This is a genomic window from Promicromonospora sp. NPDC057138, assembly GCF_042670845.1.
GTDB lineage: Bacteria > Actinomycetota > Actinomycetes > Actinomycetales > Cellulomonadaceae > Promicromonospora.
The window spans coordinates 25,624-37,640 of record NZ_JBHUUX010000006.1 but is presented as its reverse complement, the minus strand read 5'-3'; the positions used below and the strand labels follow the sequence as shown (position 1 = coordinate 37,640).

Annotated in this window: 12 protein-coding genes; 8 read left to right on the top strand and 4 right to left on the bottom strand. The window is 68.7% G+C overall.

The genetic code is table 11. The features are described 5' to 3' along the window. Positions 1-117: 117 nt before the first annotated feature. The 4 genes from ACFT2C_RS06020 to ACFT2C_RS06005 are packed head-to-tail and all read right to left on the bottom strand — an operon-like array spanning position 118 to position 3,049. Positions 118-948: a hypothetical protein gene (locus ACFT2C_RS06020; RefSeq protein WP_377206111.1), complete on the bottom strand. Its 831-nt coding sequence runs from the start codon at positions 946-948 to the stop codon at positions 118-120. Between the two features lie 2 nt (positions 949-950). Continuing rightward, positions 951-1,307 (bottom strand): hypothetical protein, encoded by a 357-nt coding sequence (locus ACFT2C_RS06015; RefSeq protein ID WP_377206110.1) that lies wholly within the window; start codon positions 1,305-1,307, stop codon positions 951-953. 15 nt (positions 1,308-1,322) lie between these two features. Beyond that, a complete protein-coding gene (locus ACFT2C_RS06010; RefSeq protein WP_377206109.1) occupies positions 1,323-2,231 on the bottom strand; it encodes a glycosyltransferase in 909 nt (302 codons plus the stop codon). Beyond that, positions 2,228-3,049, bottom strand: coding sequence for a GntR family transcriptional regulator (locus ACFT2C_RS06005; RefSeq protein ID WP_377206108.1), 822 nt, complete (start codon positions 3,047-3,049; stop codon positions 2,228-2,230). The genes ACFT2C_RS06010 and ACFT2C_RS06005 overlap by 4 nt, the downstream gene beginning before the upstream one ends. Positions 3,050-3,702: 653 nt before the next feature. Between ACFT2C_RS06005 and ACFT2C_RS06000 the strand changes: the two genes are divergently transcribed. The 8 genes from ACFT2C_RS06000 to ACFT2C_RS05965 all read left to right on the top strand — a co-directional run bounded on the left by ACFT2C_RS06000 (position 3,703) and on the right by ACFT2C_RS05965 (position 11,965). Next, positions 3,703-3,957, top strand: a complete 255-nt coding sequence (locus ACFT2C_RS06000) for a hypothetical protein (protein ID WP_377206107.1) — start codon at positions 3,703-3,705, stop codon at positions 3,955-3,957. Continuing rightward, positions 3,954-4,328, top strand: a complete 375-nt coding sequence (locus ACFT2C_RS05995) for a hypothetical protein (RefSeq protein ID WP_377206106.1) — start codon at positions 3,954-3,956, stop codon at positions 4,326-4,328. Before ACFT2C_RS06000 ends, ACFT2C_RS05995 begins: the two co-directional genes overlap by 4 nt. Before the next feature lie 59 nt (positions 4,329-4,387). Next, a complete protein-coding gene (locus ACFT2C_RS05990; protein WP_377206105.1) occupies positions 4,388-5,233 on the top strand; it encodes an HAD family hydrolase in 846 nt (281 codons plus the stop codon). Next, positions 5,230-6,471 carry a methyltransferase, FxLD system gene (gene fxlM / locus ACFT2C_RS05985; protein ID WP_377206104.1) on the top strand — a complete coding sequence of 414 codons (1,242 nt, stop codon included), beginning with the start codon at positions 5,230-5,232 and terminating at the stop codon, positions 6,469-6,471. The genes ACFT2C_RS05990 and fxlM overlap by 4 nt, the downstream gene beginning before the upstream one ends. Before the next feature lie 58 nt (positions 6,472-6,529). Next, a complete protein-coding gene (locus tag ACFT2C_RS05980) occupies positions 6,530-6,724 on the top strand; it encodes an FxLD family lanthipeptide (protein ID WP_377206103.1) in 195 nt (64 codons plus the stop codon). 116 nt (positions 6,725-6,840) lie between these two features. After that, the gene (locus ACFT2C_RS05975; RefSeq protein ID WP_377206102.1) at positions 6,841-9,891 is read left to right on the top strand and encodes a lantibiotic dehydratase; all 3,051 of its coding nucleotides are present in this window, start codon (positions 6,841-6,843) and stop codon (positions 9,889-9,891) included. Beyond that, positions 9,888-11,135 (top strand): lanthionine synthetase C family protein, encoded by a 1,248-nt coding sequence (locus tag ACFT2C_RS05970; RefSeq protein ID WP_377206101.1) that lies wholly within the window; start codon positions 9,888-9,890, stop codon positions 11,133-11,135. Before ACFT2C_RS05975 ends, ACFT2C_RS05970 begins: the two co-directional genes overlap by 4 nt. Next, positions 11,108-11,965, top strand: a complete 858-nt coding sequence (locus ACFT2C_RS05965; protein ID WP_377206100.1) for a thiopeptide-type bacteriocin biosynthesis protein — start codon at positions 11,108-11,110, stop codon at positions 11,963-11,965. The genes ACFT2C_RS05970 and ACFT2C_RS05965 overlap by 28 nt, the downstream gene beginning before the upstream one ends. Positions 11,966-12,017: the final 52 nt, after the last annotated feature.

Below are 12,017 nucleotides of genomic sequence, written 5' to 3'. Positions count from 1 at the left end.
GCCGCCCCCGCGCCTGTCCTCGTTCCAGCATCACAACAGCCCATCAGGGCTGCGCAGGCCCAACACTCCCATATCACCTACCCGCCGTCGACGGAACGCGAATGCCAGGATCCTGGATCAGCGGACCGTCTGCCGGCTCGCACCATTCAGGTGATCCGCCCAGGCGCGTGCAGCGTCGACCATGAGCGCGTTCCAGGGTTGGGGGTCTTCATCAAGGATGTGGTTCCAGAGACGTAGGTACGCCTCAGCGAAGTGGCAGACCGCTCTCTCGGGGGCCGTCGCCCAGGCTGGGAACTCGCTGCGTGCCCATTCGTCGGCAGCCGAGGGCGTGTGTCCAGCTTCGACAAGTCGCACTGCGAGCGTGGCGATGTCGGCCCAGGCTGGGCCTCGGGTTGGCCAGGCCCAGTCGACTACGTGCACGGTGTTGTCACCAATGAGGACGTTGTCCTTGCCCCAGTCGGTATGCATGATGTCGTTGCCGGCAAAGAGCGAGACATCAACGCCGTCGCCGTCGAAGTCCGCGAGGCGCTTCTCGAGGCGCAGCATCTGTGGCACGTCTGGGCACGGGATCTTGTGTAGCCGCCGCACGGCGTCGGCCAGGAGAGGGAAGTCCAACGACCCCGGTCGGTAGTCAGCGCGGCGACCATCGACGTATTCGTAGCCCAGGAGGGACCACCCAGCCGTGCCTATCTGCCACAGCAGGCGTGGCGCAACGTCGGTGACGTACGGGTTGATCTCGACCTCCCGCTGCTGTTCGTCGACCTGGACGTGGTCCAGCGCGATGCCTTTGAGAAACACGCGCCCGCCGTCGGTGTGGAGCGTCGTCGCGATGGCCGAGTTGATGCCCGCGCCCGCGGTCTCGGCCCGGGTCACGGTTCCGATGCGAGCCTCGACGGCGCGGCGAGCCAGGGCCGGTAGGTCGATCCATTCGCGGCGGGACATCGACATCGTTACGTCTCCTGACGGGCTGGTGCGCTTGCGTCGTCGCTGCGCGGATGGGGATCGCGGACGCCAAGTATCTGGCGGACGCAGTGGTCGTCCATGGTCGGCCCACCGACGGCCTCGGCGAACGCCGTGCCGTCGGGAGTCTGGCTCCAGGCCGGCGCGTGGAGGATCGTCGCGTGGCGCCATGCGTGTTCATAGAGGCGGCGGGCGTGCCCGCGCCGCCGATGGTCGCGGTCGACTTCGATATTCAGGATCAGGCCCGAGGTGTGCACGGCAAGCTCAGCGACCTGCCGACCTTCGATGTGGAGCGACCAGAGGACGGCGTCGTATCCGTCAAAGCATTGCTCGCTCCGCGTGATCACTGATCTCCCCGGACCTCAGGCGCCGGTTCCGAGCCGGTCAGGTAGGCGGGTCAATGCATCGGTGAGGATGCGAGCCTCGAACCGCTGGGGGTCGTCGACGTCGGGGGCGTATTGCGCCATCAGCCGGTGCATCTCCTCGAACCAGTCTTCCAGCATGAAGCGGGTCCGGGGGTCGAGGCGACCGTCGCGAATTGCCGTCGTGACCAGGAGCTCGAACTCGGCTCGCATCAAGTCCGGCTTGGGTCGTTGCGGGTTGACCCAGTCGCCAGCCAGGACCGGCCGGAGTCGCTGTGCCTGCCGGTTCCAGTGCAAGAGCAGGGCCAGGTCGACCGTGAAGTCGTCGGGCAGGTCGGTCTGCCAGAGGTGACGCAGGGCAGCTCGCTGCCCGGACCAGGGCGTGTTACCAACCTTGGGCAGCATCTCGGGGTAGAGACGGCCAGCCAGTGGGGCGAAGAACCCGCACATCCACAGCTGCGGGTACAGGGGGCGCCAGTACAGGTCGGTGATCGTCGCGTCGGCGATGCCTTCGAGGATGGGCTCCACGAGCAGCGCGACCAGCGGCGGGTCACCGTAGTAGCGCACGTCCCCGTCTACAGCGCACACGACATCGTTCTCGGCGAGGTCCACTCCTGCTTTCAGCGCTGCGCCCTTACCGATCGGCGCGTCGACGACCCGTGCGCCGGCCAGCCGTGCGTTCTCGGCGGTCTTGTCCGTGCAGCCGCTGGCGGCCACGATCACCTCGCCTTCGACGCCGAGCCTGTCCAGGCTCGCGAACGCTTCGGTGACTACGGCTGCGATCGTCGGTTCCTCGTTGTGGGCGGGGATCACGACGCTGACTGACAGGTCGAGTCGGTGCAATGTCGCCTCGGGCCTCAGGTCGAGGCCAAGGTGGGGGTCGATTTCTGGTCGAGCAACGGCGTTCACTGGTCTGCCTTCGGAAGAGGGGTTACGAACTCCATCTGTGTGCTGTCCGCGGGGTACTGCGACAAACTGACGCACACCACCCTGTCCTGGGTGTCACGCATCAGGTCGCGGCCGACGAGAAGCGGTTCGCCCGGCGACATGCCCCACCGGGCGGCTTCCACCGTGTCTGGCGCTCGCGCCGTGATCGTGTCGACGACCTCGGCAATCTCGATGCCTACGGTCGAGAACTGGTGCTGGGTAGAGCCGGGCCACGGCTCGTTGGACGAGTCCAGGAGGTCCGGGTTGGACGAGATGAATGCCAGCGGAATCCACGAGACCGACCAAGCGATCCGGTTCCCGCGCTTCCCAGTGGTCTCGTACTCGCGACGCAGCAACGGCGTGCCAGTCTCGAACTCCGGAGTGGACTCGTCGGCAACCACTTCGCGGTACGTCACGTTCAGCGTGGCGTCGTGGAGGCTGATGCCAGTCGTGTCCTCCAGGGGGCCTTGGACCCGGCGCTCTTCCTCAGGGAGGCGGATGCGCTCCTTCTCCAGGTGGTGCTGCCGGTTACTGCGAGTGACTCGGGTACGGCTGCCGCGGACGACAGGGCGTTTTCCCTGGGAACTGGTGATCAGGCCCTGCGCCTGCAGAACGCTGATCGCGCGTCGCGCAGTCTGCTGACCCGCGCCGTACTTCTGCACGAGCTCGCTGAGCGACGGCAGTTCGTCGCCAGCCGCAAGCTCTCCGTTCTGGATCTGCAGCCGCAGGTCATCCGCTATCTGGATGTAGCCGTGCTGCTCGGCGGGCGTGCGCTCTGGAGCGCTCTGATCTGTAGCCACAATCGCATCCTAGACCCTTGTCGACAAAGCGTCGATGTGCTGTTACGTTGAGCACACATCGACGCTTTGTCGACAAAGTTGCAGGTCTTCTGGTGGGAGATGCTCATGGGAGTCAGGCCGGATCGTGAGTTTGTCGAGAGCCTGCGCGTTGCGTTCGAGGCGCAGATTCGCCTCCATGCGGCTGGGCAGGCGCTGGTCACGACGCACGGCTACGTCGAGCGCTCGGGGTACACGATGCCGACGACCAGCTCCACTCGGGGCGCTGTGCTCAACGTAGTCGTGATCGAGGCTCTGTCCGGCTCCCACAGCGGAGCAGCCACCATGGCCCAGCACCTAGGCCTGGATCGTCGCGATGACACGGCGGGTCCTGGCGCAGCACTGGCCGTGTGGGTCGGCTGGCTCCCCGAGGACTCACGTGTCCACCCCACCTCAGTGCGCCTGTACGCACCGTCACAAACCGACGAGGACGCTCCGGACACAGAGAGCAACCACACGTCGGCCGACACAAGCCGAGGTGTGCGATGAGCGCCCGCGGCATCCCCGGTACGAGGAGAGGGCCGGCGCGAAGCGCCCCAAAGGAGAAGAGCCCGATGGGAGTTCAACCTCACCAGCGCGACGAGACAACGGGCACTGCGGACCAGCTCACGTTCGCCATGGACGTCGCCGATGACGCCCTCCGGGCCGTGGGACCGGACCACATCGAGATCGTCACCTTCAGCCGTGGTCGGATCTGTCTGCAACCCGTGAACCTGGATGACGGCGAGCAGATCGCGCGCACCCTCGGTTGTGACTTCCCGCTTGATCACCGCATGTTCGTCCCTGGGCACACCCTCTGGACCGGACAGATGGGGGGCCTGGAGGTCCAGGTTCGGTCGGTGCTGCGTCAGCCGACGGTGGTGGCTCCGTGAACGAACCGAAGCCGACCGCCGTCGGGTACGTCTGTGGTCCTCCCGGTCGAGAACTTGAGCAGCAGCACACAGCCATAGCTACGTATACCGAGGTCGAGGGCCTGGCCCTGGCGGATGTGCTGCATGACGAGTCCGACGCCTGCACCATCAGCCAACTCGCCGACGCCGCACGTCTCCACGACGCCACGCGCGTGATCCTTCCCGCCGGGGTCCGCCTCGCCGAAGCCCGCCAAGGGATTGACCGGGACCTGGCGGAACAACGTGCGGTCTGCGTGGTGGTCGGCCTGCCGGATGCCGACCGTGCCGCGTACCCGACGCTCACCTTCCCCGTCCTTGCGCGACCACCACGCCATACGGAAGTGATCCCATGACCACGACGAACACCACGTCAGCGCCCGGCGCCGAGGCCCCACAGCTGAGGTCGGCACCAATGGTGGCACCAACCGCGATACCTGCACTGATCGCGTCGGATATCGACGGCACCCTCCTGGTGACCGGGCAGCCGCCGTCGTCCGCGGTCGTCGAGATGATCGCCGCCGTCCGACGCGTGGGCCACCGCGTGGTGCTCACGACGGGGCGTTCACTATCCGGCGGACTGGCCGCCGCCCGGGAGCTGGGCATGGCCGACGGTCAGATCATCGCGTCCAACGGCGCCGTCGTCGCCGAGCTGACCGGCGGCTCGTACCAATTGATCGACGTACACGGGGTGGACGCCAAGGCTGTCGTCCGTCTGGTCACCGACACCCGGCCGGACCTGCGGATCGCGGTGGAGATCGTCGGTGTCGGCTACCACGTCAACATGCGCTTCCCGGCTGGGCAGCTGAACGGTGACCAGGTTACGGTCATCCGGCCCCGTGACCTGTGGGCCGAGCCAACGCCCCGCGTGGCGCTGTACGGCGACGACGCCGACCTCCTTGTCCCCACGCTGCGTGCGGCGGGCTTCACCGCGATCGCGACTCGTCCTGACTGGGTCGACATCACGGTGCGCAACGTCTCCAAGGCCACCGCCGCCGAACGCGTCCGCCGAGACCTCGGCATCCCGATCGAGCGCACCGTTGCGATCGGCGATGCCGAGAACGACATCGAGCTCCTGCAGTGGGCCTGGCGCGGCGTGGCCATGGGCCACGCCGACATTCGGGTGCGAGAAGCCGCGGACGAGGTCACCGAGAGCATCGGGCAGGAAGGCGCCGTGCGGGTCCTGCGGTCACTGTTGACCCCGGGCGCCGCAACAGGAACCGCCATGCAGAGAACCGCAACCACGAGAGGGATGAGATGACGGAGCAGACGTACGTGTCCGACGGACCAGTTGACAGCGAACAGGCCCGGGACCTGCGGGATGGCATGGTCGCCGCGTTGCAGACGCAGGGTGTGCTGCACAGCCCGGAGGTGGTCGCCGCAATCCGGACGGTTCCGCGGCATGTGTTCGGGCCGGAGGACGGGCTGGAGTCGGCGTACGCGTTGCGGACGGTGCTGCATCGCACTCTGGACGAGACCGGTGTCGCGGTCAGCATGATCTCGGCCGTCGATATCCAGGCGTTGATGCTCGAACAGGCTCAGATCGGTCCCGGCATGCGGGTGCTCGAGGTGGGGTCGGGCGGGTACAACGCGGCGCTGCTGGCCGAGCTGGTCGGCCCGGACGGGCAGGTCACCACGGTCGACATCGACCCGCGCGTGACGGAGCGCAGCGTCCAGTACCTGGCTCGGGCCGGGTACGAGCGCGTGAATGTGGTGCTGGCTGACGCGGACGCGGGTGTCCCGGAGCACGCACCGTACGACCGGATCGTGGTCACCACGTCGGTAGCCGACCTGCCGCCGTCGTGGATCGAGCAGCTCGCACCCGAGGGCCGGATCGTGGTGCCGCTGCGGATGCGGGGCATCACCCGGGTCGTCGTGCTGCGCCGTGAGGGCGCCGGTCTGGTCGGTGCCGAGTACGAGCTGGCGCAGTTCGTGCCGATGCGTGGCGCGGCCAGTCCCGCCGAGCGGTACCTGGAGCTGGCCGACGGCGTGACGCTCCTGATCGACTCCGACCTCCCGATCGACCCCGGCGCGCTCCGCGGCTCCTTGGCGCAGCCGCGCGTGGAGGCGTGGGGCGAGGTGACCGGTGTCGAGCGGTTCGACGGGCTGCACCTGTGGCTGATGGTCAACGAGCCGATGTTCGGGATCATCACCGCGACCAAGGCCGCCGCCGAGGCCGGGCTGATCGCGCATGCGTGGCCGCTGGGCCTGCCGACCGTCCTCGACGAGAGCGGCGCCTCGTTCGCGTATCTGTCGCTGCGCAGGTTCGATGACGGGCTGCGGTTCGGCGCCATGGGGCAAGGGCCTCGCGGGCAGGAGATGGCGGACCGGCTCGTGTCCCTTATCGGCTCCTGGGACGAGAGCAACCTCGACGCGACGATCGCTGTCTACCCGGCCGGCACGCCCGACGACGCGATCAGCATCAGCGGTCGCGTACGGGTGCTGGACCGGCCCCGAAATCGTGTGGCCATCACCTGGCCCACGCCGCAGGAGTCCTGACCCGGGCATCTGCGCGATCCGAGCACCACCCCAGCAGTACCGAACAAGGAGAACAAACATGGTGATGCCCCTGAGCGCCGCTCCCGCGTACTCGCCGCTGAGCGGTACCCCGGTCACGCCCGTGGCCAGCGGCGGGTTCGACCTGGACATCCGGGTCGTGGAGTCCGGCCCGATCGTCGAGGACCTGTACCAGCTCACCAACGACAACTGTGGCACGACCTGCGAGACCGCCTGCACGAGCTGCCCCAAGTAGTTCCGCTCGACGTAGTTCGGCAGTAGTTCGGCGGTAGTTCCGTACCAGTTCCGCACTGACCCAGGCGTGGGAGCCGGCCCCAGACCGGCTCCCACGCCCTGTGAAGGGAGCGAGTCATGTTCAAGGCAGTGGACGCTGCGTTCATCCGGATCGGAACCTGTTCAGCACCCACCGCGCCGCCTGCCCCTGGCTCGCCCGCCGGCGCTGTGCGCGCGTGGCTGACCGACGCCTGGCGTGAGCCCTTCGCCGACGCGGTCGAACTCGCCAGCCCGTCCCTGGCCAGCCGGGTACGGAAGATGCTCGACGACCCCGCCACTGCGGTCAGTGACTTGGACCGCGTAGTCCGCGCCGTCGGACGCTACGCACGACGCGCGACCAGCCGCGTCACACCGTTCGGCTTGTTCGCCGGAGTCGCGCCAGTCGCATTCGGCACGACGACGAAGGTCCGGGTCGGAGACGAGCACACCGCTCACCCACGGCCCGACGGCCAGTGGATCGCCGACGTCGTCCAGCGCTTGGAGGCGGACCCGACCATCCTCCGGCGCCTGATGATTCAGGCGAACGAGCTGGCCTTCGTGCGCGACGGTCGCCTGGTGCTCGACCACCGACCCGATGGCGGAAGCCCCCGGCACCCGAACCTCACCGAAGTCTCGGTCGCCCTGACCGAGCCCGTCCGGCAGACCATGGCGGGCGCACGAGAGCCCATCGGCTTCGTTGACCTCGCCCACGCAGTTGCCGACGCTGTCCCGGGCGCGCGGCGTGAAGACGCTGAGCGCATGATCGCGGCACTGGTCGAGCGTGGGTTCCTGGTCACCGGTCTGCGCCCGAGCGCTGCCGCAACCATCCCGTTCGCCCACATCGCTGCACAGCTCGACGGAGCAGAGCCGCAGAACGTGTCGTTGGTAACCGAGGCGCGCAACCTTGCCGAGCGCTTCAGTCCGGCACCCACCGTCACTCTGGGCCCTTCCTGGCGGAAGCTAGCCAATCAGATGCGCGCCTTCCAGCCTCACGACCGACCGGTCGGGGTCGACACCTTGGCCGACGTCGACCTCACGATCCCGGCAACGGTGATCGAGGAAGCAGAGCGTGCCGCCGACCTGTTGGTGCGCCTGGCGCCCGAGCCGGACGGCCACCCTGAGTGGCGCGACTACCAGTCCCGGTTCCTGGAGCGGTACGGCCCGTATGCCGTCGTGCCGTTGCTCGAACTCCTCGGAGACACCGGTCTGGGCTACCCGGCCACCTTCCGAGGCACCCGCCTGCCCGCACCCCGGCACTCATCGACCCGCGACCGCGATGGCGTCCTCGCGGCCCTCGCACAGCGCGCCGCCCTGGACGGCCAGGTGGAGATCAACCTGGACGACGGGTTGATCGAGCGTCTCGCGCCTGAGCCGCCGCGCGCTGTGCAGACGCACGCCGAGCTGCGGTTCGAGCTCCAGGCAGCCACAGCCGAACAGGTCGACGCGGGAGACTTCACGCTTGCCGTCGCTGGGGCTTCGCGCGCGGCCGGGACGACGACCGGCCGCTTCTGGCACCTCCTCGGCGCTGACCCGGCCACGATCCGGGACGCCTACCAATCCCTGTCGACGTCCACTCGTGGCGCCGTGGTCGCGCAGGTGGTGGTGCGCCCACTGAATGTCCGTGCGGAGAACGTCTCGGCCAGCCCGATCGTCCTGCCCTACGTCATCTGCCCCGACGGCGTGACGCCACCCGGTGTGGAACCGATCCGGCTCGACGACCTCGCCGTCACAGCCGACCGCGACGGCCTGACCTTGATCTGGGCCAGCCGTGGGGTGGCGGTCGAACCGGTCACGTTCACCGCGATCGAGCTGACGCAGGCCGCACACCCCCTGATGCGGTTCCTCTGCGAGCTCCCGACAGCACGGGCGGCGGCCTGCACCGCGTTCGACTGGGGTATGGCCGCCGCGCTGCCGTTCCTGCCGCGCGTCCGACACGGACACACCGTCCTGTCGCCGGCCCGCTGGATCGTGACGAGCGACGACATCCGAGGCACGGTGTCCGACGACCCGCAGGTGTCCTTGGACGGGTGGCGTGACCGGATGATGGTGCCCTCCGGTGTGCTACTGGTCCACATGGACCGCCGCCTTCGTCTCGACCTCGACGACGTCGTCGACCGTGGCTTGCTCCTGGACCACCTGGCTCAGAACGACAGCGCCGTCCTGCACGAGGCACCGCCACCCGGTGCCCTCGGCTGGATCGACGACCAGCCCCACGAGCTGGTCGTCCCGCTCGGTTCCGACACTCGTCCCCGCCCGTTGAACGTTCGTACCGCACTGACCTCCGGTGGAACGACTGTCACTGCGCCGCACATGCCGTTGGGCGGGGACTGGCTCTACGCCAAGATCTACGGCTATCCCGACAAGATCGACGCCGTCCTGATCGACCACCTTCCCACTCTGCTGGACGACCTCGGTCCGGGGACACGGTGGTGGTACCTGCCCTACGCCGACCCGGACCCGCACCTGCGTCTCCGCCTCGAAATCACCGAGAGCACAGCTGCACACGTGGCTCAGGAAACCAGTCGGTGGGCTCAGGACCTGCGCGACCGGGGCCTGGTCAGCCACCTCGTGCTGGACACCTACCAGCCCGAGACCGGCCGGTTCGGCACCGGCCCCACCCTCGCGACGGCCGAACGGTTCTTCGCCGCCGACTCAGCCGCCGCCCAGTCGCAACGCGCCGCCACCGCCGGGATGCCGCTGGAGGTCCGCAAGGCCATGACTGCCGCGAGCCTGGTCGGCATCACCGCGGCCCTGACTGGCGGGCCGGACGCGGCGGTGTCCTGGTTGCTGACGAACGTCCCGCGAACACCGATCGAGGCGCCCGAGCGCACTACCCGCGCCCGCGCGATCACCTGGACCTACCACGCCCTCGACGAGCACCCGAGCTCCGACCTGCCGCATCGCGATCCGCAGATCGCGGCGGCATGGCAGAGCCGACAGGCCGCCGTGGCCGAGTACCGGTCCGCGCTCCTGGGACTGGGTGCCGACCCGACGGTCTGGATTCCGGACCTGCTGCATCTGCACGTCATCCGCATGCTCGGCCTGCTGCCCGGCGCCGAAGAGGAGTGCCTGCACCTGGCCCGCGCAGGTGCCCTCGCCTGGAACGCCCGCCGACCCCACCACATGCCCCAGAAGGAGACGCGCACATGACGACCTCGGACACCACCCAGACCGGGTCGATCACTGGGATAGCGGGCGATCTGGTCGCCGAGATCGCCCGGCGACTCGCGGACCCGGCGCGTTTCCGTCACGGCACCGGGCGCGCCCGCAGGCAGTCGCTTGGCGGGGGCGCGGCCGGGATCGCGCTGCTGCACATCGAGCGGGCCCGTACCGGGCACGGCGACTGGGAAACCGCCTACGCCTGGCTGCGCGAAGCCTCCCGCGAACCCCTCAGTGCCGGAGTCAACGCGGGGCTGTTCTATGGCGCACCCGCCTTCGCCCTGACCCTGGACAGTGCGGCGGACGGGGCTGACTTCTCCGGGTTTCTGTCTCGGCTGGACCAAACGGTCGCCGCGGTCATCCGGCAGCGTCTCCAGCAGGCACGCGCTCGATTGCGGTCGAGACTGACGCCGCCGATGGGCGAGTACGACCTCATCCGCGGCCTGGTCGGGCTCGGCGCGTACCACCTACGGCGCCATCCCGAGCATGACCTGACCGTCGAGGTCCTGGACTACCTGGTTCGGCTCACTGAACCGCTTCCTGGGCGTGAGGACCTGCCCGGGTGGTGGACGCACACCGCGCCCACGAAGGAGACAGCGGGCACCGCCCGGTTCGCCGACGGGCACACCAACCTCAGCATGTCCCACGGCATCGCCGCCGCCCTGGCCGTCCTCGCACTCGCACTACGGCAAGGCGTACGGGTCCGCGATCACGAGGCTGCGATCGAGCGGATCTGCTCCTGGTACGACACCTGGGAGCAGCACGACACGACGGGTACCTGGTGGCCGAGCATCCTCACCCTCGCCCAGGTCCGCGGCCACGAACCGCTCCCACCACGGCAACGCGCGTCCTGGTGCTACGGCACCCCCGGCATCGCACGAGCGCTCCAGCTCGCCGGCCTCGCCACCGGCAACGACCAACGGCGCCGGTCCGCGGAGACAGCCCTTCTGAACGAGGTCCGCAGCGCGGAGAGCCTTTCGGCCATCACCGATGCTGGGCTGTGCCACGGCCTCGCGGGCGTACTGCACACCACCTGGCGCGCCAGTGTCGACGCCGCCACACACGACCTGGCAAGCGAGGTAACCCGCCTCGTCCAAGCGGTCGTCGAGCGGACCGATCCGCTCACCGAGGAGACCGAGTTCCTCGACGGACTCGCGGGCGTCGCGCTCGCCCTGCATACCGTCACGACAGATCACAGGGAGGCGCAGTGGGACACCTGCCTGCTCCTGAACTGACCAGAACGACCACCGAGCCGCCCGACGTCGACCCGATCGCGACCGCAAACGCGACGACCGGAAACCAATGGCATCAGGTCAACCTCCGGTTCCCCGACCCGAACGACGTCGAGCAGACCGCGGTGAAGGTTCTTGTGCCTTTGCTGCGGGACCTCGACGTGGCGGACTGGTTCTTCATCCGCAAGGCGCCGTGCTGGCGGGTCCGCTTCCACGCCGACCCTGCGACCTCAGCCCGCCTGCACGAGGCGCTCGACGGTCCCGCTGTGCGCGGACAGATCAAGAACTGGACGCCGTCGGTCTACGAACCGGAGACCCGGGCGTTCGGCGGCGAAGCGGGGATGCGGGTGGCGCACGAGCTCTTCGTCGACGACACGGCCCACGTCCTGGCCTACCTCGCCCACCGGCAGGCCCGGCCGAGCGGACCCGACCAGCGCGAGCAGGTCTCGATCCTGCTCGCAGCACTGCTGCAACGCGCGGCCGGACTGGACTGGTACGAACAAGGCGACGTCTGGCAACGCATCGCCCACCACCGCACGACCGCCACCGCGCCAACCGCCGAAGACGTCTCCGCGACACGACGGCTCCTGAGCGCCGACACCACACGCCTGGTCGAGAAGAACGACGCGCTCGCCTGGCTCGCACCCTGGGCCGCCGCCCATAAGACCGCCGGGCACCGGCTCCGAGAGCACAACCAGCACGGAGAGCTCACCCGGGGCATCCGCGCGGTCCTGGCCCACCACGCCCTCTTCGCCTGGAACCGCATCGGCCTCGGCCCCCAGGCCCAAGCGCGCATCGCGCATACCGCAGCCGCCGCCGCGTTCGACGACTGACCCGCTGACCCACAGGACTCATGCCATGACCACCACAGAAACCAGCCTCACA